General features: G+C 63.5%; 21 protein-coding genes. 11 read left to right on the forward strand and 10 right to left on the reverse strand.

From position 1 onward, the window contains the following. Together AC0V2Y_RS02275 and AC0V2Y_RS02280 are read right to left on the reverse strand one after the other, a co-directional pair. Positions 1-408, reverse strand: a 408-nt coding sequence (locus AC0V2Y_RS02275; RefSeq protein ID WP_475418319.1) for a cysteine hydrolase family protein, incomplete at its 3' end; no start/stop codon positions are given. 83 nt (positions 409-491) lie between these two features. After that, positions 492-1,796, reverse strand: coding sequence for an MFS transporter (locus tag AC0V2Y_RS02280; protein WP_475417420.1), 1,305 nt, complete (start codon positions 1,794-1,796; stop codon positions 492-494). 152 nt (positions 1,797-1,948) lie between these two features. Here AC0V2Y_RS02280 and AC0V2Y_RS02285 point away from each other — a divergent pair, with 152 nt between their 5' ends. Further along, a complete protein-coding gene (locus tag AC0V2Y_RS02285; protein ID WP_475417419.1) occupies positions 1,949-2,665 on the forward strand; it encodes an SDR family oxidoreductase in 717 nt (238 codons plus the stop codon). A gap of 3 nt (positions 2,666-2,668) precedes the next feature. On the opposite strand, the gene AC0V2Y_RS02290 is transcribed toward AC0V2Y_RS02285, so the two are convergent. Genes AC0V2Y_RS02290 through AC0V2Y_RS02305 form a run of 4 tightly spaced genes read right to left on the reverse strand, consistent with a single transcriptional unit; the run spans position 2,669 to position 5,021 of the window. Continuing rightward, positions 2,669-3,187 (reverse strand): hypothetical protein, encoded by a 519-nt coding sequence (locus AC0V2Y_RS02290; protein WP_475417418.1) that lies wholly within the window; start codon positions 3,185-3,187, stop codon positions 2,669-2,671. Between the two features lie 51 nt (positions 3,188-3,238). After that, positions 3,239-3,970 (reverse strand): Lcl C-terminal domain-containing protein, encoded by a 732-nt coding sequence (locus tag AC0V2Y_RS02295; RefSeq protein ID WP_475417417.1) that lies wholly within the window; start codon positions 3,968-3,970, stop codon positions 3,239-3,241. Further along, entirely contained in the window at positions 3,954-4,475 is a 522-nt protein-coding gene (locus tag AC0V2Y_RS02300) for a DUF1993 domain-containing protein (RefSeq protein WP_475417416.1), read from the reverse strand. Before AC0V2Y_RS02300 ends, AC0V2Y_RS02295 begins: the two co-directional genes overlap by 17 nt. A gap of 51 nt (positions 4,476-4,526) precedes the next feature. Continuing rightward, positions 4,527-5,021: a hypothetical protein gene (locus AC0V2Y_RS02305; protein ID WP_475417415.1), complete on the reverse strand. Its 495-nt coding sequence runs from the start codon at positions 5,019-5,021 to the stop codon at positions 4,527-4,529. Positions 5,022-5,150: 129 nt separating this feature from the next. Between AC0V2Y_RS02305 and AC0V2Y_RS02310 the strand changes: the two genes are divergently transcribed. The 9 genes from AC0V2Y_RS02310 to AC0V2Y_RS02350 all read left to right on the forward strand — a co-directional run bounded on the left by AC0V2Y_RS02310 (position 5,151) and on the right by AC0V2Y_RS02350 (position 14,004). Continuing rightward, positions 5,151-5,582 carry a hypothetical protein gene (locus AC0V2Y_RS02310; RefSeq protein ID WP_475417414.1) on the forward strand — a complete coding sequence of 144 codons (432 nt, stop codon included), beginning with the start codon at positions 5,151-5,153 and terminating at the stop codon, positions 5,580-5,582. Positions 5,583-5,686: 104 nt separating this feature from the next. Next, positions 5,687-6,643 (forward strand): bifunctional helix-turn-helix transcriptional regulator/GNAT family N-acetyltransferase, encoded by a 957-nt coding sequence (locus AC0V2Y_RS02315; RefSeq protein WP_475417413.1) that lies wholly within the window; start codon positions 5,687-5,689, stop codon positions 6,641-6,643. Positions 6,644-6,750: 107 nt separating this feature from the next. Then, positions 6,751-7,389: a TetR/AcrR family transcriptional regulator gene (locus AC0V2Y_RS02320; RefSeq protein ID WP_198521383.1), complete on the forward strand. Its 639-nt coding sequence runs from the start codon at positions 6,751-6,753 to the stop codon at positions 7,387-7,389. 116 nt (positions 7,390-7,505) lie between these two features. Further along, positions 7,506-8,315: an alpha/beta fold hydrolase gene (locus AC0V2Y_RS02325; RefSeq protein ID WP_475417412.1), complete on the forward strand. Its 810-nt coding sequence runs from the start codon at positions 7,506-7,508 to the stop codon at positions 8,313-8,315. Between the two features lie 147 nt (positions 8,316-8,462). Next, complete coding sequence (locus tag AC0V2Y_RS02330) at positions 8,463-10,682, forward strand: TonB-dependent receptor (RefSeq protein ID WP_475417411.1); 2,220 nt, start codon at positions 8,463-8,465, stop codon at positions 10,680-10,682. A gap of 124 nt (positions 10,683-10,806) precedes the next feature. After that, positions 10,807-11,802, forward strand: coding sequence for an extracellular catalytic domain type 1 short-chain-length polyhydroxyalkanoate depolymerase (locus tag AC0V2Y_RS02335; protein WP_475417410.1), 996 nt, complete (start codon positions 10,807-10,809; stop codon positions 11,800-11,802). Between the two features lie 74 nt (positions 11,803-11,876). Then, entirely contained in the window at positions 11,877-12,740 is an 864-nt protein-coding gene (locus AC0V2Y_RS02340; RefSeq protein WP_475417409.1) for a hypothetical protein, read from the forward strand. Positions 12,741-12,882: 142 nt separating this feature from the next. Further along, positions 12,883-13,530 (forward strand): hypothetical protein, encoded by a 648-nt coding sequence (locus AC0V2Y_RS02345; protein WP_475417408.1) that lies wholly within the window; start codon positions 12,883-12,885, stop codon positions 13,528-13,530. Between the two features lie 39 nt (positions 13,531-13,569). Continuing rightward, complete coding sequence (locus AC0V2Y_RS02350; protein ID WP_051992096.1) at positions 13,570-14,004, forward strand: DUF695 domain-containing protein; 435 nt, start codon at positions 13,570-13,572, stop codon at positions 14,002-14,004. Here the strand turns inward: AC0V2Y_RS02350 and bla are convergent, their stop codons facing one another. Then, positions 14,005-14,898: a class A beta-lactamase gene (gene bla / locus AC0V2Y_RS02355; RefSeq protein WP_475417407.1), complete on the reverse strand. Its 894-nt coding sequence runs from the start codon at positions 14,896-14,898 to the stop codon at positions 14,005-14,007. After that, positions 14,891-17,560 carry a hybrid sensor histidine kinase/response regulator gene (locus AC0V2Y_RS02360; protein ID WP_475417406.1) on the reverse strand — a complete coding sequence of 890 codons (2,670 nt, stop codon included), beginning with the start codon at positions 17,558-17,560 and terminating at the stop codon, positions 14,891-14,893. The genes bla and AC0V2Y_RS02360 overlap by 8 nt, the downstream gene beginning before the upstream one ends. 516 nt (positions 17,561-18,076) lie before the next feature. On the opposite strand from AC0V2Y_RS02360, the gene AC0V2Y_RS02365 reads away from it, so the two are divergent. Next, the gene (locus AC0V2Y_RS02365; protein ID WP_475417405.1) at positions 18,077-20,308 is read left to right on the forward strand and encodes a TonB-dependent receptor; all 2,232 of its coding nucleotides are present in this window, start codon (positions 18,077-18,079) and stop codon (positions 20,306-20,308) included. Between the two features lie 192 nt (positions 20,309-20,500). Here AC0V2Y_RS02365 and gluQRS read toward each other — a convergent pair whose 3' ends face one another. Then, positions 20,501-21,427 (reverse strand): tRNA glutamyl-Q(34) synthetase GluQRS, encoded by a 927-nt coding sequence (gene gluQRS / locus AC0V2Y_RS02370; protein WP_475417404.1) that lies wholly within the window; start codon positions 21,425-21,427, stop codon positions 20,501-20,503. A gap of 317 nt (positions 21,428-21,744) precedes the next feature. Further along, positions 21,745-22,557, reverse strand: coding sequence for an outer envelope protein (locus AC0V2Y_RS02375; protein WP_326458616.1), 813 nt, complete (start codon positions 22,555-22,557; stop codon positions 21,745-21,747). Positions 22,558-22,860: the final 303 nt, after the last annotated feature.

A 22,860-nucleotide genomic window follows, 5' to 3' on the forward strand; every position in this document is an offset into this window, starting at 1 on the left:
CACCTGCGTGGCAAAGCCCAGATTACCCGCCGTGCGCGCGCTCGATTCCACGGAATTGTTGGTGCTGACGCCCACGATGACCAGCTTGCTGATGCTGCGCACGCGCAGCCAGCGTTCCAGTCCCGAATGGATGAAGGCATCGGGCACATTTTTCTCCACGACATGCTCTTCCGGTAACGGCGCCAGCGCTGCCTGGAATTCCACGCCGGGCTGGCCGGGCCAGAAGGGCGAGCCTGGCGTTCTGGAAATGTGGCGCACATGCACGACGGTGGCGTCCGCTGCGCGCCAGGCTTGGAGCAGCGTGGCGATCTGGCGTTCCGCGGCGGGATTGTTGCGGCTTCCGGCGGCAGGGCTGGCCATGCCTTGTTGCATGTCGATGATGATCAGTGCGGGACGGTGGGCATGCATGTCTGTAGCCTGGAAATGATGGCAGGCGCACCTGGCGCCTGCCTGGGGAAATAGTGTTGCGGTGATTGCCGCAGGGCCCGAATCTAGCGTCCCACCGTCTGCCGCTGGTCCTTGATGAACAGCGCCGTCAGCATGCCGATCACGCACACGCCGATCACATAATAGGCGGGGCCCAGCACGTTGTTCTTCAGCATCAGGGTCACGACCACGGGCGTCAGGCCGCCGAATATCGCGTACGACAAGTTGTAGGAAAACGACAGTCCCGAGAAGCGCACTTGCGCCGGGAACGCCTGTACCAGCACGTAGGGCACGGCGCCGACGACGCCGACGAACAGGCCCGTCATCGCGTACAGGGGCAGCAGCAGGTCGGGGCGGCTGCCTATCGTCGTGTAGAAGATATAGGTACTGATGGCCAGCAGCACGGAGCCGGTGAAGATCACGCGCTTGCCGCCCAGGCGGTCGGCCAGCATGCCGGCGATGATGCAGCCGAAGGCCAGGCACAGGGTCGCCACGGTATTGGCCACCAGCGTGGTGCGCGGCGCGATGTGGTGGATCTTTTGCAGCAGGGCAGGCGTCATCAGGATGACGACGACGATGCCGGCCGACAGCATCCACGTCAGCAGCATCGATACGGCGACGGCGCCGCGGTGGCTGCGCAGCACGGATTTCAAAGGCATTTCCGTGGCCAGCGCCTTGCGCTGCTGCATTTCCGCGAAGACCGGGGTTTCATGCAGCCAGCGGCGCAGATACATGGCGCCAAAGCCGAAGATACCGCCCAGCAAGAACGGATAGCGCCAGGCGCCGTCGGCGATTTCCGCCGGCGTATAGACGGTGTTGAGGCCCGTCGCGACGAGCGAACCGAGCAGGATGCCGACCGTCAGGCCGGCCGTCAGCACGCCGCAGGCAAAGCCCGTGTAGCGGCTCGGCACGTGTTCCGAGACAAACACCCAGGCGCCCGGCACTTCGCCGCCCACGGCCGCGCCCTGGAAGATGCGCATCAAGAGCAGCAGCAGCGGGGCGGCCAGGCCGATGCTGGCGTAGGTGGGCAGCAGGCCGATCAGCAGGGTCGGCACGGCCATCATCAGGATGGAGAGGGTGAACATGCGCTTGCGGCCGAGCAAGTCGCCGAAGTGGGCCATGACGATGCCGCCCAGCGGACGCACGACGTAGCCGGCGGCGAAGATGCCGAAGGTTTGCAGTAAACGCAGCCAGTCCGGCATTTCCGGCGGGAAGAACAACTGGCCGATGGCGTTGGCAAAGAAGACGAAGATGATGAAATCGTAGAACTCCAGCGCGCCGCCGAGGGCGGCCAGCGACAGGGTCTTGTAGTCTTGTTGCGTGAGGGGACGGCTTGCGGCGTTGCTTGCGGCGGTGTTGGAGGTAGGCATGTGTCTCGTTCTTGTGTGTTATCGGAGATTGCCCGATCTAGCATACGCATTTCCGCCGCGTGAGTAAACGCGGCGCGTATGGGGAGCCGCCTCAGCTGTGCTTAATACAACGCCGCTATCATCCGCGTTGACTTCATTGGAAAGGACACAGTATGCATATCATGATCGTGGGCGCCAGCCGGGGCCTGGGACGCGCGCTGGTGGACGGTTTGCTCGCTGACGGCCATGCCGTCATCGGCGTATCGCGCCAGCAACCCGCCGACTTGCCTGCCGGCCAGGACACACGGCTGCAATGGATCGCGGCGGACCTGGCCGCACCTGCCGAGGCCGTCGAACGCATCGCGCGTGAAGCGCCGGCTACGCTGGACGCGGTGATCTACAACCTGGGCATATGGGAAGAAAAGGCCTTCAGCGATGACTACGCGTTTCTCGGCGATGCGGATGACACCATCGTCGACATGGTCAATACCAACATCACGTCGACCATTTTGCTGCTCAAGCGCCTGGTGCCGCGCTTGCTGGCCAGCAGCAAGCCGCAGCTGATCCTCACGGGCTCGACATCCGGCCTGCGCCAGAGCGGCCGTCCGGAAGTGACGTTCAGCGCCTCGAAATTCGCCCTGAACGGCATCGCCGATGCCTTGCGTGAAGGTTTCCGTGCACAGGGGCTCGCCGTGACGGCGCTGCAGCTCGGTTATCTGAATACCTACGACGGCTTGTCCGTTCCGCTGGCGGACGCCGCCGCGCGGGGCGAGGGCGAGCTGATCCCCGTGCATGACGTCGTCGCCGTCGTGCGCATGTTGCTGAACCTGTCGAATGCCTCGTTCGTGCGCGAACTGGTGCTGCCGGCGCTGCGCGACGAGCGTTTTTAGCCGCTAGACGTCTGCGCCATAGACTTCGGACCAGCCGAGACGCTCTTCCAGCCACTCGTCCGCTTCGGACGAGTCCATGTGCAGCAGCAGGGCGCCTAGGCGCAAGCTGCCCTTGGCCAGGGCCAGCACGGCGAACACGGATTCGAGCATGGCGGGGTCCAGCTGGCCCTGCAGGTCGCGCGCGGCGATGGCGGGCAACTGCGTCCAGGCCGCCTGATAGCTGGCGGCCAGCCAGTCCGGCAGCGGCGGATTGTGCGGGCGGTGGCGCTCCAGCTCGATCAGGGCGATGAGCGCATAGAAATCTTCCTCGCGCGAATCGGCGCCGCCCAGCAGGTGGACGAGCTGGGGCACGGCCGCATACGAGGCGACGCCCACGTCGCCCTGGTGGTGCAACTCTTCCCACAGCTCATGCCAGACGTCCTCGCCCGCCTGCATGGCCTTGAGCGCCCCGGCCACGTCATAGGGCATGCGGTAGCCGCCTTCCAGGGTTGGCCAGATGGGATCGTCGAGTGATAGCAGCATGGGTTTCCTTGATGGGACGGCTCGGGTGAGCAAACGCGCACTATACAAGCGCTAAGCAAGCACGCGGCGCACGCAGCGCGCATAGCCGTCAAATTCGCGCGCGTTCTGGTAGGCGACGCCCGTGTCGAAATCCTTGCACCAACTTTCGCTCTCGATGTCGCCGGGCTCGCTCGACCAGTGCCAGTTCGGCCGGAATGCGTCTTTCAAGGTCGCATACAGCAAGGTCTGCTCGCGCCGATCCGGCAGGCTGTGGCCCAGGCTGGCGGCCCAGTTGGATGCGGCTTGCCAGGACTGGTATTCCGGCTCGCACTCGTCCGGCAGCAGCAGCAGGTGGTAATCGGGTGCGCCATCCGTACCGAGGATCAGGCCGGCGTAGCGTTCGCCCTGCCGCAAGGGGACGGGCGCGGCGGCCGAGGGCGGCAGTTCGGCCCGGCGCACGGCGCAGGCGCGGCCAGAATAAGTCTTGCGATAGTTGTACTGGGTGCCGTTGTCGAAATCGTGGCTCCAGGCCATGCGTGGCAGGATGGCGTCCGCTTCCGACGACCAGTACCAGGCATCCGGGACGGCGTGGCCCAGGTTGGCGTGCAGCAGGGCCAGTTCGCTGCGCGTCGGCAAACAGGCGCCGCGCGCCGCGGCCCAGTCCAGCGCGGCTTGCCAGGGCAGGGCATCGGCCTCGCCGGGCAGCAGGAACAACTGGTAGCCGGCGGCGCCATCGTGGCCAGGCATGATGCCCGCGTAGCGTTCGCCGGCAACGGCTACCTCGTGGCTATGCCGGGCGTGCATAGGCAAACATATGTTGTACGTACTCGGCCTTGCCAAGCGGCACGCCGTTATGGCGCAGGATGTTGTAGGCCGTCACCAGGTGAAAATAGAATTGCGGCGTGGCCCAGTTGAGCACGTATTCCAGGCCCGTCATGTCGAACGTCAAGCCGCCAGCCAGGGTGATCGACACTTGCTGCTGGGCACTGTCGTCGATTGCGCTGCGGTCCGCGGCGGCCAGCAAGTCCAGCGTGTGCGCGATCAGCACCTTGGCTTCCGCCATGCTGGCGGGCGTGGCGAGCCGGGGCAGCGCTTGCCGCGTCAGCCGGCACACGGCTTCCTGCGCCTGCGTACACGTGAATTCCACCTGCCGCGCCAGGGTGTGCATGTCGGGCGCCAGGCGCGCATCGAGCAGGTTCTGCGGATCGAAACCCAGCGCCTGGGCGCGCTCCTCGCCTTTAGTTAACAGCGTCGTCAGGGAGCGCAGCATCTGTGCAAAGCTGGGGATGGTGATGGCGTAGACCGACATTGATATTCCTCAAGTAGTTATATGGACAGGGAGTGGAAAGGCAGGCGGTCCCTACGGATGCCCCAGCACGCCCGGGCAATGCTCGAACCAGCCATCGTCTTCTTCCTGCGTAATAAATGCCGCGACCAGCGCCTGCTGCGCGGGCGGCGCGGCGGCCAGCAGGGCGTTGAAGCAGGCAATGGCCGAGGCGTGGGGCGTGCCGGTGCCGTTGGCGATACCGACGAGAAAGTCGCCAGCCCAGTCGGGCAAGGTGGCGATCAGGCGCGGCAATTCGTGCAGCAGGGCCGTGCAATACGCCGTCTCGCCGAAGCGCCAGGCGGCGCGGTTGGCCGTCTGGTAGGCGCCGTAATCGTGCTCGGCCTGCACGGATTGAAAGATAGCCAGCGCGTAGTGCGCGCCTTCATTCCCCGTCAGCGCATCGAGCATGGCGCAGTAGCGCTGGAAGCGCCGCTGGGCTTCATCGGGCGGCGTGGTGCTGTCGCCATCCTGGACGATATTGCCCACAATTAGTAATTCGGCTTTCCAGAGTTCAAAGGCGGTTGGCATGGCTGTGGCTGGCGAGAGTGGCGTCGGCCATGATTATGCCCCGTTCATTGGTCTTTCAGCGTGTTGATTGAACATGCTACAGTCCGCTTTTGCCGCCAGCCTGGCGCTGCACTACCTGGATCAAGATTGATGCCCACCTGGACTTCCCCGCCCCAACTCGTCGCCCTGGCCGCTTTTTATGCGCAAGCGCAAGCCCACCCTGAAACGATCAGCGACGCGGCCTTCCTCGATGCCGTCAAGGCTGCCCACTGGCCCAGCAACTGCTGGAGCTACGTGGAAGCGTCGTTTGCCATCATCGCGCCCGCCTGCCTGCTGCGTCCGCATCTGACCGCCGAGCTGATCGCCTTGCCCATAGCCGCCATGATCGCCGGCGGCCTGGAAGAGGCCGGGCAAGTCATCGCGATCGGCCGGGCCTGCGCCACGCGCGATGCGCCGTATGTGGAGATGAGCGAGGAGGGCAGGCGCTGGCTGACGCAGGTGTGGCCGGGGCTGGGGGAGGTCGTCGATACCGTGTTCCAGGCCAGGCTGCAGGCGGCGCTGGCCGATGACGATGATGAATAAGCGATGAACAAGCGATCAACAAGCGATCAACAAGCGCCGACGCTTGACGCCGAAAGCCCGTTTACGTTAGGGTATACGTAACTACTTACATATATTCTGATCACATGTCTTCCAACCTGCAAACCTACGGCTCGCTGATGCTGGCCAGCCGGCTGCGCCGTCTTTCCGATCAACTGTATGCCGGTGTCGATACCAGCTATCTGGCGGCCGGCGTCGAGCTGACGTCGCGTTGTTTTCCCTTGTTATTGCTGCTGCGCGACAATGGTCCCACGGCCATCACGGCCCTGGCCGCGCAGATCGGGCAGACGCATCCGGTGGTGGTACAACTGGGGCGCAAGCTGCTCGATGCCGGCGTGGTGGCGGAACTGCCGGACGCCAAGGATGAGCGCCGCCGCCTGCTAGCGCTGTCCGACGCCGGGCAAGCCTTGCTGCGCAGCATGGCGCCCCTGTGGGATGACGTGCGCGCCGCCGTCGATATGGTGTTCGAGCACGGCACGCCGCAGCTGATGGCCAGCCTGGACCGGGCCGAGGCGCGCTTGCAGGCGCAGGGTTTCGGCGAGACGATCGCCGCCTGCCGGCGCCAGCGCGAGCGGGCCGCCGTGGAGATCATCGATTACGCCGCACCTTACGCGGCCGATTTCAAGCGCCTGAATATCGCCTGGCTGGAGCGCTACTTTTATGTCGAGGCGCTGGACGACAAGGTGCTGTCCGATCCGCAACGCTCGATCCTCGACGCTGGCGGGCAGATTTTCCTGGCGCGCCTCGATGGCCGCATTGTCGGCACCTGCGCCCTGATCCGCGCCGGCGAGGGCAGCATCGAGCTGTCGAAGATGGCCGTCACGCCCGAATGCCAGGGCCTGGGCATCGCGCGCCGGCTGATCGAGCGGGCCTTCGACGCCTTCGAGGCCAGCGGCGCGCAACTGCTGTTCCTGGAGTCGAACAGCAAGCTGGCGCCCGCCATCCGCCTGTACGAAAGCAGCGGTTTTAGCCACGTGGCGCGGCCCGCCGGCGACGTCCATTACCAGCGCGCCGACGTCTACATGGAGTGGCAGGGCAGGTAGCGCGCGCCAGGGCGCCACGCGGCGCTCCCCATCGGCCGTCTCCCGCGTTACAATACGTGCTCCCATAACGGAACCACGGTTCCACTATCGAGAGACGCCGACGCCGCATGCCTTCCTTTCCGATGCCCTTCCCGCAGATGATCGTTCCCCCGGAGCCCACTCAGGCGCGCAGCAAGCAGGCGTTCGAGCGCCTGTTGCAGGTGGGCGAACAGTTACTGGCGGAAAACCGTTTCGATGAAATCGGCGTGGCCGACCTGGCCAAACTGGCGGAAACCTCGGTGGGCACGTTTTACCGTTTACTGGGCGACAAGGACACCCTGAGCCGCTTGCTGCTGCAGCGCTTTTTTTCCGACATGGTGGAAAAGGTCGAGACCCTGACGGAACTGCGCCAGTGGGAAGGACGCAGCCTGGAAGACTTCATCCGCGCCATGGTGGCCATGTTCGTGGCCGTGAATGGCGGGCGCAGCGGTGTCCTGCGCGCCCTGATCACGCGCGCGTCGCAGGATGCGCAATTCCGCGACAGGGTGCACCAGATCAATCATCTGATTTCACAGCGCACGGTCGCCGTGCTGGCCAGCAAGTCGTCCAGCATCCGCCACCCGAACCCCACGCAGGCGATGATGGTGGTGCCGCCCGTGCTGCTGGGCATCCTGAACCAGCATACCTTGACGGGTTCGCTGTCCTTTTTGTCGGGCGCGGCGCTTGAGGATGAACTGGTGCGTGTTGCTTTAAATTACCTGACCTGAGATATTTAGCGATTTAACTTGAAATCGGAATTCGGATTCCATATTATGTTTTCCAACAGCAGGAAAACATATTCCTGCACCTGAACACAAAGCATGTTCAACAGCAAGGAGACAGAATGCGGCGTCACACGACATCCGATGTTCCATTACATTACCTCGACCTGGGCAGGGAGCAGAGCGATCCCGCGCAGTCAGAGCCTATTTTCCTGTTGCACGGCCTCGGTTCCTGCGCCGAAGACTGGCGCCCGCAAATCGATGCCCTCGGCAGCAGCTATCGCCTGATCGTGCCCGACCTGCGCGGCCATGGCGCCAGTCCGGCGCCGAACGGCGACTGGCAGATCGGCGACTTCGCCAACGACCTCTTCAACCTGATGGACCAGCTCGACGTGCCGCGCGCGCACATCGTCGGCTTTTCCCTGGGCGGCATGGTGGGCCTGGAAATGGCAAACCGCGCCCCTGGCCGGGTGGCCAGTTTGTGCCTGATCAATTCGCAACCGTTTCAGGGCAGCAAGCCGGCGTCCTTGCTGTTTGCCTACTGGCTGCGCCGCACGGTGATCGCCACCTTCGGCTTGAAAGCCATGGGCAAGATCATCGGCAAGAAACTGTTTCCCGATCCTGCCCAGCAGCCTCTGGTTGAGCGCTTCGCCACGCAGATGGCGGGCATGGACAAGCGCGCCTACCTGGCCGCGCTGGACGCCATTTTCCACTGGGATATCGACATCCATTTCCAGGCCCTGGTCATGCCCGTCTTCATCATGGCGGCCGACCAGGATTACACGCCCGTCGCCAGCAAGCGGGCCTTTGCCGCACAGTTTCAGCAGTGCGAGATCGAGATCATCGCGAACTCGCGCCATGCCACGCCCCTGGACCAGGCGCAGCGTGTGAATACCTTGTTGCAGTCCTTCCTCGCCACACATTCAAAATAAACAGGCCACTCGCCGCACGGGCAGGGGCCGGGAAACAGTCATCGCAGGGCAGGTGCTCGCTTCACGCGCGCGGGTACCGTGACGTCTTGCGATTCTGCAAACCGGCCGTCTTCCCTGGTGGTAAGCAAGCCTGACATTGGAGACGCTATGAAACTTGCTTTGAAATTAATGCCCGCCGCCCTCGCTCTTGCCGGTGCGTTCAGCTTTTCCACCCAGGCCCTGGCGCAGGAAGCCGCCACGTCTGCCGCCGCCAGCGCCCAGGAAGCCAGCGACGCCAGCGACGCAAAAGAACGCATGGAAACCGTGACGGTCTCTGCCCGCCGCCGCGAAGAACGGCTGCAGGACGTGCCGCTGGCCGTCACGGCGTTTTCCGCCAAGGCCCTGGAACGGGCGAATATCCAGAACCTGGCCGACTTGCAGGAGCGCGTGCCGAACCTGACCGTGTACGCTTCGCGCGGCACGAATACCACCTTGACGGCCTTCATCCGCGGCGTCGGCCAGGCCGACCCCGTCTGGGGCGTGGACCCGGGCGTGGGCATTTATTTCGACGACGTCTATATGGCGCGTCCGCAAGGCGCCTTGCTCGACGTATTCGACGTGCAGCGCATCGAAGTGCTGCGCGGCCCGCAAGGCACCTTGTACGGCAAGAACACCATCGGCGGCGCCATCAAGTACATTTCGCGCCCCCTGGCAAAGGAAAACGGTGCCTCGGCGGAAGTAGGGATTGGCAATTACAATCAGCGCAACTTCAAGGCCGCCTTCAATGTGGCCAACGAGAGCGGCACCTGGCGCGCGCGCCTGGCCGCTGCCAAACTGGACCGCGACGGATTCGGCCGCAACACGTTTAACGGCGAACAGGTCAGCGACCAGGACAGCACGGCCGCGCGCCTGTCCGTCGGCTACTTTCCGCAGGACATCCCCCTCACCGTCGTGCTGAGCCTGGACGCCACGGACGACAAATCGGGCGTGCGCGGCTTCCAGCGCATGGGCGTGAGCGCTTTCGATCCGCTCAAGCGGCCCGCCAGCACGGATGCGTATGACATCCAGAGCGGTATGCCGGGCAACAACTTCACGCACAACCGGGGCGGTTCGCTGGTGGCCAATTACACGCTGTCGAATGACTGGTCCGTGAAAGTAATCGGCGCCAAGCGGCGCAGCACGTCCGAGCAAACCATCGACTTCGACGGCTTGCCGCAACCGATTGCCGACGTCTTCGGCGATTCGCGCGACGAACAGAAAAGCCTGGAATTGCAGGCGTCATACAGCGGCGACTATGGCGCCGGCGTGATCGGCCTGTACCGCTTTGAAGGCACGGCCGGCGGCGGCATCTACAACAACTTCCTGGGGCGCCAGTTCACGGCCGCCGTCAGCACGGTGGAGACGGACAGCACGGCGCTGTACACGGACTGGACCTGGCCGCTGGGCAAGGTGTGGAGCATCAATGTGGGCTTGCGCCATACGCGCGAGGAAAAGCGCGCCATCGTGCTCAACCGCGCTTTTGCCGACGTGGGCTTCACGCGGCCCATCCAGACGGCGGCCGACTTCGACAAGTCCTTGTCGGTGAGCAATACCTCGCCGAAAATCTCCGTGCGCTATGAAGCGTCGAAGACGACGAATTTCTATAGCAATCTGTCGCGCGGCTTCAAGTCCGGCGGCTACAACGTGCGCGCCAACAACCTGGTGGTGCCCGATTCCGCGCGGCCCTACAAGGATGAAAAACTCGACGCGCTGGAAGTGGGCATGAAGTATGCGGCGCCGGACGACACCTTCGACGCCAATGTGGCCCTGTTCTACAACCGCTACAAGGATATTCAATTGTCCGTCTTCACCAGCTATGTGCAGCCGGGCGGCGTGCCGGGCTTCTATGGCGACTTCACGAATGCGGGCAAGGGGACCGTGAAAGGCGCCGAGTTCGAGTTTTCGTGGCGGCCGAACCGCCAGTGGGAAGTCAACGGCTTCCTCGCCTTGCTCGATGCCAACTATGACGAGTTCATGAGCGGAGGCAAGAACATTGCGGATACGCAAAAGTTCAGCAATACGCCAGCCCGGCAAGTGGGCTTGAACGTGACGCGCACGGACCGCGACGTGTTCGGCGGCGCCTTGCGCAGCATGCTCGGCTATGGCTACCGCAGCAAGGTGTATCCGACGACGGACTTGAGCGAAACCCTGGCGCAGGGCGGCTACAGTATCTGGACGGCCGGCGTCGTGTGGGAAGCGCCGAAGAACTGGACCTTCAGTTTGCACGGCAGCAACCTGGGCAACAAGCGCTACCGCACGGATGGCTACAACATACCGGCCGTGTTCATCCTCGACGCTTTCTATGGTCCGCCGCGCCAGATCATCGCCAAGGCTGGCTACAAATTTTAAAGTTCTTCACTGCCGGGGCTGGACCCGCTGGGTCCGGCCTCGCCGGCCGGAAGTGCCGGCTTGACGGGCGTCAAGCCGGGTCGTTGTCGCTGTTTTCGTCGTGAATAATAATCAGGAGACTGGCATGGCAAATCTGTATCAGCAACTGCGTCACTTGTTATCTGCACTGATCGCCGCCTGCGGCTTGCTGGCCGCGCTGCCGGCTGCCGCCGGGCAGTGGGACTTCGGCCTGTACGCGAGCCTGTGGGGTTCGCGCGAATACCAGGTCTGGCTACCGAGCAATTACAATCCCAATACGCCGCTGCCCGTGGTGCTGATGCTGCACGGCTGCGGTTCGGAACCGAACAGCATGGCCGCCGTCAGCCGCTACAACCAGCTGGCCGACAGTGAAAACTTCATCGTCGTCTACCCGCGCCAGAACGTCACGGCCAATCCCATGCGCTGCTGGAATTTCATGCTGCCCCTGAACCAGGAGCGGGGCACGGGCGAGCCGGCCGTGCTGATGGGCATCTTGAACAAGGTCAAGAATAACTACGCGGTGCAGGACAGCCGCGTGTACGTGACGGGCATCTCGGCCGGCGGCGCCATGGCGTCCATCATGGCCGCCTGTTATTCCGATGTGTTCGCTGCCGTGATGGTGCATTCGGGCGGCATGTACAAGGGCGCCACCGGCCTGGTCACGGCCGCCGACTCGCTGTTCAACGGCAGCTCCTTCGACCCGAAAGTGCGCGGCAAGGATGCCTGGCGCTGCTCCGGTTCGCCGCGCCGGCTGATGCCGACGATGGTGTTCCACGGCACTTCCGACATCGTCGTCAACCCCGTCAACGGCGAACAGACCATCGAACAATTCCTGCAGACCAGCGATTACGGCGACGATGGCCTCGACAATGACAGCGTGCGCTATCGTGCCGACAGCATCGTGCGCCAGACCGTGCCGTACGGCCGCAGCTATTCCATCGACACCTACCTGCACAACGGCGCCGTCATCGCGCAAAAGTACACGGTCGAGGGCATGAACCACGCGTGGAGCGGCGGTCCTCCCGGCTGGCCATTCAGCGACGAGCTGGGCCCGGACGCCACCGTGATCAGCTGGAATTTCTTCAAGAATTACCAGCGCTGATGCTGTAAGGAACTAGCAGCTTGTACAATGGGGCGCAGCGATTGCGCCCCATTTTTATGCCTGTGAAAGATCCCATGCCTGCTTGCCGTTTGCTGTCCTGTCTTGCCGCCGTACTGCTGTCCGCTTGCGCCAGCACCGGCCCGTCCGCGCCATCGGCGGCCGACCTGCAAGCGTTCGAGCGTGCCGCCCAGCAAGACAGCATGCGCAGCGAGTGCGACTGGAACGTGCGTTATGCGCCCGTCGCGCCACAGGACGCCAGCGTGGCGCAACTGCAGGCCATTGCCACGGCACGCCTGGCGGCCCTGCAACTGGCGCCCGCCTGGACCTTGTCCATGCCCGGCAGCGCGGCGCACGCCTTTACGGAGTCGGAGCAGGACCGTGCCGGGCTGCAATTGCTGCTCAGCATCGTCCTGCCTGCCATGGAGCGCTACCCGGCCGGCGTCTTCGCGCGCACGGGCTTGCGCCACGTCGTGCTGGTGAAGGACTTGAGCGTGGACGGCCAGCGCCGCCTGGCCATGCCGGCGCCGGACATCGACAGCGTCGTCTACGCCGACAACCTGCTGGCCGCACTGTGTCCATCCGGCATGGAATTGCGCGTGCACCACGAGTATTACCACTTCATCGAATACCGCCTGTTCAACGATTTCTATTACCGCGACCCCGCCTGGCTGGCCTTGAACCCGCCCGGCATGGCCTATGGCCAGGGCGGCGCCACGGCCTACGGCAAGGGTTTCCAGAACCTGGGCCACCCGCAGCCCGGGCTGGTGAGCCTGTACGCCGCCTACGGCCCCGAGGAAGACAAGGCGGAAGTGTTCGGCTGGATGATGGCGCCCGCGTATGCGTTTCGGCTGGAACAGTGGACGGCGTTTGATCCAGCCTTGCTGGCGAAGCGGCAATTGTTGATGGATGTATTGAGCAGCAAGACAGATTCTTACTAAATATCAAGTCTGTTTCGCCTTTGCCACCTTGCGCACGTCCTGACGGCCGTCCGCCTGGCATTTCCTGGTAACTATATAATCGGCGCTTGGGCGATACCCGCCCCTGAACGTCGATTGAAGGAATGCCATGCCAGGATATTTCATGCGCTCTGCAGCGCTCTTTACCGTATCGGCTGCGTGCCTCTCTGCCAGTGCCGCCGAGGCGGTGGCGGTGGATGCGCAGCAGCGCGCGTCCTTGCTGGATTTTTATGCGCAGCAATATCCGGGCGAACCGGCCACGCGCACCGTGTTCGAGAGCGTGCCCGTGGTCGGTGGCCGCGGCAGCGAAGTGGTGGGCAGCGTGGAAGCGCCGCCGTATCGCGGCCATGGCGTGCTGTGCCGGACGCAGCGCACCAAGTTCGTGCTGCACGGCGAAGGCAAGCAGGCGCGCTGGCAGGAGGCGGGCATGGAGTATTACGCCTGGCTCGACCGTGGCACTTGCCGCGCGGTGGCCGAGCCCGTGCGCATGCTGCAACGGATTCCCGATGTGGAACTGGAAGGCGTGTTGCTGTACCAGAAGCCGCTGCTGGAGCGGGCGCGATTATTGATGGCGGGTAACACAGCCTGCGCCCCATTGCGCGCGCTGAAGTTTACGCTGGCGGCCGTCGACGTGGGCGCCGCCGCACCGCGTGCCGAAGAGCGCTACGCGCTGGTGTTCAAGAGCGACCGCGACAGCTACGCCCGCGTCTGGCTGCGCAAGAGCGGTGCCCAATATGACGCCTGGAATGTGACTTGCCCGCCAGTGCTGTAAGCTGCGCTCCCTCGATTTATTTTTTTGATTATTGCAACCATGAACGAAAATTCCACTTCCGCCCGCAGCTGGGGCACCATCGTCACGCATAGCGACGAGATGGCCATCATCTACCGCTATGTCGACGCCTTCCATGACGACTGGGACCTGTCGTCGCAGCCGGACCGCATCATCATCGCCTGGCGTTACGAAGACGAGACGGGCATGCCCGCGCCGAATGAGCGCGAGCACATGGAAGAGCTGGAAGCGGCGCTGGCGCCCGTGGTGGAAGAAGACGGTTTCGCCACCCTGGCGCTCGTGTCGACGGGCGAAAACTTGCGCGAATGGATTTATTACACGCAGTCGGGCGAAGAATTCTTCAACCGCCTGAACACGGCGCTGGCGCCGCGTCCAAAGTTCCCGATTGAAATCCGCAGCGCGGCCGACCCCGCCTGGTCCACGTATGCGGGTTTCATGGCCGCACTGCCGAAGTAATTACGCCAACGCGGCCGTCGCGATACGCGTGGCGGCCGTGATGATGTCCTGATTCGTGTCCGCGTTTTTCTGTTCGCGCGTGTAGTACACGGCGATGAGCAGCGGCGCGCCGCTGGGCGGATAGGCCACACCGATGTCGTTGACGCTGCCGTAGGCGCCCGAGCCCGTTTTATCCGCCACCTGCCAGCCGGCAGGCACGCCGGCGCGGATGCGCTTGTCGCCCGTCGTGTTGCCGCGCATCCAGACGTCCAGTTGCTGGCGCTGCAGCGCCGGCAAACTATTTCCCAATAATAATTGCTGCAAGCTGTGCGCCATCGACGCGGGGCTGGCCGTGTCGCGCACTTCGCCGGGGATGGCGCTGTTGAGTTCCGTTTCCCAGCGTTCCAGCTGGAATACCGTGTTGCCGATGCTGCGCGCAAACGCCGTCACGGCTTGCGGCCCGCCCAATAATGTCATCAGGAAATTGGCCGCGCTATTGTCGCTGTACTGCAAGGTGGCGGCGCACAGCTCGGCCACGCGCATGCCGTCGGCCAGATGCTTTTCCGTGATGGGCGAATAGGTGACCAGTTCCTTTTTTTCGTAACGCACGTGCTGGTCCAGCAAGCCCGGCTGGCTGACGCTGCGGGCCAGCACGGCGCCCGCCAGCATGGCCTTGAAGGTGCTGGCCAGGGGGAAGCGTTCGTCGGCGCGGTAGGCAAGGCGCTGCTCGCTGCCCTGGCGCCAGGCGGCAACGCCGAGGCGTCCGCCGGCGGCCTGTTCCAGCGCGGCCAGCTGCGTGTGGGCGGCGGCGATGCCGGTGGCGGGCGCGGCAAACAGCAGCGGCGTTGGGCACAGCAGGGCGACGCCGCTGGCCAGCAGGAGGTGGCGGCGGACGTGGTTCGGGGAGTCAGTCATGGTCTGTAGGTATTTTGGGAGTGGAAAGGGTAGCCAGCAGTTCGCCGATGGCGAGCAGGTTGGCCGGTTTGGTCAGATGGTGGTCGAAGCCGGCCGCGCTCGACTGGCTGCGGTCGTTTTCGGCGCCCCAGCCCGTCAATGCGACGAGCACGACGCTGGCGCCGGCCGGTATCCGGCGCAGCGCGCGCGCCACTTCGTAGCCGTTCATGCCGGGCAAGCCGATGTCGAGGAAGATGACGTCAGGCAAGAATTGCGGCGCCACGGCCAGCGCCTGGGCGCCATCGTGGGCCACTTGCGTGGCATGGCCCATCATGTCGAGCACGGCCGCCAGGGTATCGGCCGCATCGACGTTGTCGTCGACCACCAGCACGCGGAAATGGCGGGCGCTGGCCGCGGGCGCGGGCGCATCCGGTGCGGCGGGGGCTGTGGCTTTCTCGTTCAGCAGCGGCAGGCGCACGGTAAATGTGCTGCCCAGGCCGGCACCGGGACTGGCCGCCGTGGCGCTGCCGCCATGCAGCTCGGCCAGGCGCCGCACCAGCGACAGGCCGATGCCCAGGCCGCCCTGGGCGCGGCCCATGTTTTGTCCCACCTGGGTAAACATGTCGAAGACGGTGGCGATCGATTCGGCGGGGATGCCCACGCCGCTGTCCCTGACTTCGATCAAGACCGCGTCCCCATCGCGTACCGCGCGCAAGGCGATGTGGCCGCCGGCGGGCGTGTACTTGGCGGCGTTGTTGAGCAAATTGCCCAGCACTTGCGCCAGCCGCGTGGGGTCGGCCTCGAGCGGCAGCGCCTGCTCGTCGAGCACCACTTGCAACTGGTGGCGGCTCGCTTCGATCAGCGGCGTGCTCGTTTCCACGGCGCTGGCGATGATGGTTTTCAAGTCCGCGCGTTCGAGCTTGAGTTCGATCTGGCCCCGCGTGATGCGGGCCACGTCCAGCAAGTCGTTGACCAGGTGCACCATCTGATTGACTTGCCGCTCCATCACATCGCGTACGCGGGCCACGGTGGCGGGCTTGTCGGCGGCCAGGCGCATGATTTGCAAGCCGTTGCGGATCGGTGCCAGCGGGTTGCGCAGTTCGTGCGCCAGGGTGGCGAGGAATTCCGTCTTGCGTCGGTCCATCTCGGACAGGTTGTCGGCCAGCTGGCGCAGCTGCTGTTCCGAGCGCTTGCGTTCGCTGATGTCGCTGAACAGCACCGTCAGCAGGCGGCTGCCGGGGCCGCCCAGGCGCGCCGCAAAAACTTCGAACCAGCGCTCCATGGCCACGGCTTCGTTTTCGTAGCGCACGGGCTCGCCCGTCTTGACGACCTGGTCGTACAGGTCGAACCAGTGCTGGTCATGGTCGGGCACGAAGCTGCGGATGGTCTTGCCGATGGCATTGTCGAGGCCCGACTGCTTGACGAAGGCGGCGTTGCCTTCCAGGTAGCGGAAGTCCACGGGACGGCCTTGCTCGTCGTACAGCATTTCAATGACGCAGAAGGCCTGGTCCATCAGCTCGATCAGGGTGCGGTAGCGTTCCTCGCTGCGCCGCAGCGCATCTTCCACCTGTTTCTGGCGCGTGATGTCGAGCAGCACGCCAGGAAATTGCAAAGGCGTGCCATCGGGCGCGTATTCCGCGCGGCCCCGCGCGATGACCGAGCGGTACTGGCCATCGCCGGCAGCGACGCGGTAGCTGGCCTCGAATGGCGCGTGCGCGTGCATGGCCTGGGCAATCTGCGCGCTGACTTGCTCGCGGTCATCGGGATGGATGATGTCCAGGTAGCGCGCCAGCGGCGGCGCCGTGGGCGCGTCGGCATTGACGGGGAACAAGCGCGCCATATTACTGTCGGCCGTGACGCGGTCGGCAACGATGTCCCAGTTCCAGGTGGCCACTTCGCCGGCCGCCAGGGTCAGGCGCAGGGTTTCCTCGTTTTGCTTGCTGGCCGTCAGGTCGAGCGAAATGCCGGACAGGGCGATCACATTGCCGGCGCCGTCGCTGGCGCAGGTGCCGCGCATGTGCGCCCAGTGCAGCGAACTGTCGGGCCAGCGCACGCGGATATCGATCTCGAAATCGCTGGCGATGGCCGCGTGCACCACCGTTTGCCACTGCTGCAGGTCGCCGTCGAGCATGGCGCCCGTCAGCTGCGCGTAATCGATGTGGCTGGCAGGCGGCAAGCCCAGGTTGGCCTTGAAGGCGTCGGAGCAAGCCATGCTGCCGCTGCCCAGGTCGATCTCCCACGTGCCCATGCGGCCGCCTTGCATGGCCAGGCGCAGCCGCTGTTCCGTCTGCCGTTGCTGCGTCACGTCGCAATGCGAGCCCAGCCATTCAACGATGCTGCCGTCGGGCGCCAGCACGGGCAGCATGCGCACGAGCATATTGCGGTAGCTGCCGCTGACGTGGCGCAGCCGGTATTCCGCTTCGAACACGGTCGTCAGATGTGACGGCATGACGTAAGGCAAGTTACGGTCGTCCGGGTGCAGGGCATTGAGCCAGCCGCGGCCCAGCAGTTCGGCTTCCGTCTGGCCCGTGAAGGCGCGCCAGGAGGGCTGGTCGGCATCGAACTGGCCGAAGGTTTTCGTGCTCCAGACGATGTCGCAATGGGCGCCCAGCAGCATATGCGCGGCCTGGGCGGCGGCGGGGGAGGAAATGATGTCGTGGCTGTGCTGGCTCGGTTCTGGCATGGATAAGGTCGGCAATGGTGCGGCGCGCCGCCGCTGCACTGGGATGGGGCAGCACGGCAAGGTCAAGTATGGCGATATTACAGTCAAATACCGGCCCGGGCCCGTCTTGCAGGCAGCATTTTGCCACCTTGCCGCCATGGCGGCGCCAGGGTTGGGAAATGGATAAAACAGCAAGCTCCTGAGCGTATTGTGGCTGAATAACCACTAGTCAGGCTTTTATGTTGGTGAATAAATATTTTACATAACAATATTCTTGCAGCGCATAAGCCGCTTGAATTAAATTGGCGCCTTACTCAAAAGTTGGTGTTCATCAGACATCCCAGAGATGCGGCCGGAACCGCTGTCAACTTGAGTGACAGACAGGACAGAGCCAGTGACGCCGAGAGCGGGGGAACATCCGCTCGCGCTGCTGCACCGTGATGGTGCAAACGATCGTCCAGCGCCGTAAATAACCCGGAGACAGGTTGCAAGAAAGACAGATTTCGCAATTCTTTTTTTAAACTTCTGGGAAACCACATGATCAAGATGTCCAAGATGCACAAGCGTTTGTGCGCCAAAAGCGCTGCTATGCTGGCACTGTCCGCTGCCTTGCCTATCGGCTCGGCTTATGCTGATGAAGTCGCTGCTGATACGACCCCTGCCGCCAGCCAGCTGGAAACCGTGACCGTGACGGCACAGCGCCGCAAGGAAAATATCCGCGACGTGCCCGTCTCCGTGTCGCTGCTGCGCGACGAGAAGCTCGACGTGCTCGTATCCAGCGGCCAGGATATCCGTGTGCTGGCCGGCAAAGTGCCGAGCCTGAACGTGGAATCGTCGAATGGCCGCACCTTCCCCCGCTTCTACATCCGCGGCTACGGCAATACCGACTTCAACATCTTTGCATCGCAACCTGTTTCCCTGATTTACGACGATGTCGTGCAAGAAAATCCTATCCTCAAGGGTTATCCGATTTTCGACGTGGCTGGCGTGGAAGTGCTGCGCGGCCCGCAAGGTACCTTGTTCGGCCGCAATACGCCGGCCGGCGTGGTCAAGTTCGAATCCGTCAAGCCGAAGCTGGACAAGGTTGAAGGCTATTACAACGTTTCCGCCGCCACGCACAACACGACCAACTTCGACGGCGCCGTCAACGTGCCGCTGAGCAAAGAATGGGCGCTGCGCTTCTCGACCCTGCGCCAGCACCGCGACGATTACGTCGACAACACGTTTACGGGCCAGAAAGATGCGCTGGACGGCTACAACGAACATGCGGAACGCGTGCAATTGCTGTACGCACCGAACACCACGTTCAACGCCCTGTTCAATGTGCACCAGCGCAACACCACGGGCAGCGCGCGCGTCTTCTACGCCAACATGATCAAGCAGGGCACGAACGATATCGTCGACGGTTTCGACCCGAACAAGTCGTTTACGAATGCGCCGAATTTCCAGCGCCTGCGCACCAACGGCGCCAGCGCCCGCCTGAGCTGGGACCTGGACGGTATTAAACTGTATTCGATCACCGGCTTTGAGCAGGTCGGCAATTACGTGTCGCATGGCGACATCGACGGCGGCACGCCGACGGGCCCCGGCTTCATTCCTTTCCAGGTTGAAACGGCCGGCGGCATCACCAGCGTGAAGCAATACTCGCAGGAGTTCCGTGCCGAATCGAAAAATGCCGGTCCCCTGAACTGGCAGGCAGGCGTGTACTACTTCAACGAAGATGCCAACGGTTTCACCGACAACTTCGATACCAGCACGCACGTGCTGACCACGCACCTGGCCAGCCGCCAGAAAAACTCGGCCTGGGCCACGTTCGGTTCCGTCAACTACGCCGTCAACGACGACTTCATGCTGCGCGCCGGTTTGCGCTACACCAAGGACAAGAAGGATTTCGACACGGTGGAAGCGACCAACATCGTGCAGGTCAACCCGACCAGCGCCGATGTCAGCAAAGCCAAGGTCAACTGGGATTTGAGCGGCACCTATAAATACAACAAGGACGTGAACTTCTACGCGCGTATCGCCACCGGTTTCCGCGCGCCAAGTATCGCCCCGGCCAGCACCAGCGTGCCCGTCACCGTGGCCGATGCGGAAACCATCACTTCGTACGAAGCGGGTATCAAGGCCGACCTGTTCAACCGCCGCGCCCGCGTCGCGTTCAGCGTGTATGACTACCAGGTGAAAAACCAGCAGCTGACGGTGGTGGGCGGCACGTCGAACATCACGCGCCTGATCAATGCCGCCAAGACGAACGGCCGCGGCGCCGAGCTGGAACTGGAAGGTTTTGTCACGCCGAGCCTGAAGATGTCCCTGGGCGGCAGCTACAACTTCACGGAAATCAAGGACCCGAGCCTGTCGATCGCCACCTGCGCGCAAACGCGTTGCACCGTGACGGACCCGCTGACCACGGGCAACCGCGCCATCATCGACGGCAATCCGTTGCCGCAAGCGCCGAAGTGGACGATCACCGCCACGGGCCGCTATTCGATCCCGATGGAAAACGGCGAATTCTTCGTCTTCACGGACTGGGCTTACCGCAGCAAGATCAATTTCTTCCTGTATGAGGCAACCGAGTTCACCGGCAAGCCGATGGTCGAAGGCGGCTTGCGCGTGGGTTACACCTGGGATGCCGGCAAGTATGAAGTGGCCGCATTCGGCCGCAACATCACCGACACCCAGCGTATCACGGGCGCCATCGACTTCAACAACCGCACGGGCTTCATCAATGAGCCGCGTCAATTTGGTGTGCAGTTCAAAGGCAACTTCTAAGAACACATAAGCAAACCTGCTGCGCGTCGTGATTTGCGGCCTGCGATGCTCACTGTGCTAAAGCACAGCTGCGCTTCTCGGCCGCAACTCACCGCCGCTCGCTACGGTTTTCTTAAGTGTTCGGTTCCAGGCGCCGGCCATGTGCTGGCGCCTGCATTGCTACCCGCCCGGCTCGCGCCGCGGCGGGTTTTTTTATGCGTGCCCGGGAAGGCGCGCCAGCCGCTGCGCCCAGGCGGGCACGGCTTGCCGCCAGAAGTCTTCCACATCGTCGGCGCGCACCTCGAGGCCGAGGAATCGGGCCGCCGGCAGCAGCGCCGACGCCAGCAGTTCTGCCGCATCGGTGCCCGTATCGAAGGCGAGGGCGCCCGTCTGTTTCGACAATTTCTCGCCGCTGTCATTGACGACGACAGGCACGTGCAAAAAGCCGGGATGGGGCAAGCCCAGCACATCCTGCAGATACAGCTGGCGCGGCGTGGAATCGAGCAGATCCGCCCCGCGCACCACCTGCGTGATGCCCTGCGCGCCATCGTCGACCACCACGGCCAGCTGATACGCCCAAAAACCATCGCCGCGCAGCACGATGAAGTCGCCCACTTCGTCAGCCAGATCCTGCCGCTGCGGACCCGCCCAGCGGTCGGTAAAAGCGTACACGGCTTGCGTGCCTAGCGGCACGCGCAGCCGCCAGGCCCGCGCCGCCTTGCCCTGCGCCAGGCCATGGCGGCAGGTGCCCGGATACACGGCGGCGCCGCCCTTGGGCGCGCCCGCCTGCAGCACCGAATCCTGGATCTCCTTGCGCGAACAGCCGCACGCATACACGAGGCCGTCGTCCTGCAAGCGCTTGAGCGCCGCCTCGTACAGCGGCAGCCGCCTGCTCTGCCACGTCGCCTCGCCATCCCAGTACATGCCGCAGCGCCGCAGGCTGGCCAGGATACCCAGATCGGCACCCTCGACATTGCGGTCATAGTCCAGATCCTCGATGCGCAACAGCCACGTGCCCTGATGCACCTTGGCATCGAGATAACTGGCCATGGCGGCAACGAGCGAGCCCATGTGCAGGGGACCGGAGGGGGAGGGGGCGAAGCGGCCGATGTAGGGGGCGGTGGGGGTGACAATATTCATTCGTGCTGGCAAACGTGACTACAAGGTAGTCTGCGCTTGTGTAGTTGGTACAGATGAGAACAAGTATCGGGGAGGGCGCGAGGCCTGTCAAATCGGGTGGGGTGGCAGGTGATGCCACGCACCTGCAATGTGATCCCGTCTTGCGACATGCACGGGATGGACGTGATTGGATCGTAGCGTAAGGTGTTCGAGCGACCGGGTGAGCGGTATGTTAGATGATTCGCAAGCCCTTGTTCCACGGTCGCGCTCTCCGCCAGCAGGAAAGCTTCATGCTGGCATCAGGCGCGACGGTGGGTGTTGATGCGTGACAATGATTCTTAGAAATGATACTCCGCGCGTATCATCGGCGTCTTCGCCGTCTGGCCCACGTTGCCCGTGGTGGCGGGCGAGTTGCCGAACTTGTTCTTCCAGTACTGGTATTCCAGGCCCACGCGGAAGGTGTTCTTGGCGCTGCCCAGGGCTGCGCCCACGTCGTACATCACTTGCATGTCGATATTCGTTTCCACCGCCGTGTCGCGCCCCACTTCATCCTTGCCTTTCGAGTCGATGAGGTTGAAGAAACCTTCGAACGAGAACAGCGGCGACAATGGGATGGCCCAGGCGCCCGTCAGCATGGCGTGGGTTTTATACGTGTAGCGGCCCGTTACTTGCGAGATGGGCGGGAAGGCGCCGCTGGGGGCATTGCTTTCGCGCAGCAACAGCAGGCTGGTGTTGAAGAAGCCGGGCACGTCCCACATCAGGGTGGGGCCGGCCACCAGCATGCGCTTGCGCGAGTTGTAGCCGACGTCATTCTTCGTGTTGACGTCGAAGCCCAGGGTCACGCCGACGCCGCGCACGGGGCCGAACTTGATGTCGCTGCCGCGCACCTTGCCGATGTCGATGGTGTTGCGGTACACCAGGTACGCCTCTTGCGCGCCGGACGTCTTGCCCAGTGCGCCAGGGTCCTTGCTGTCGGAGATCAGGAAGTCCAGGTTGACGAAGTTGCTGCCGTATTTGTAGCCGCTGGCGTGCGTGATGGCAAAGATATTTTTCTTGATGTCGTCCGGATTGAACGGTTCGCGGTAATCATTGCCGGCGCGCCAGCTCAGCGCGGTATCGCTCCATTCGGCGGCCTGGGCGGTCGCGCCCACGCCCAGAGTGGTGGTGAGGCAGAGCAACAGACACGGTATGGTTTTTGGCACTTTTTCGGCTCCTGATGGCGGTGTTGGAAAACGGGAACTGGGATGGCTGGGCGCAGGGGGGAGCCCACTAGCGCATGAAGCGCGGCGATGGGACATTGCGCGCCGTTCAATCCATGATGCGAGAAGCGCCGCACTGGGCGATATGTCTTGCCTGCATACTTACTATCAGTTCCTGCATATAATCATCGCACCTTCCCGCCCTTGCCGGGCAAGGCGGCCGCTGTAAAGCTGATAATTTTTTTCAGAATTGTA

The organism is Janthinobacterium sp. BHSEK, assembly GCF_056174685.1.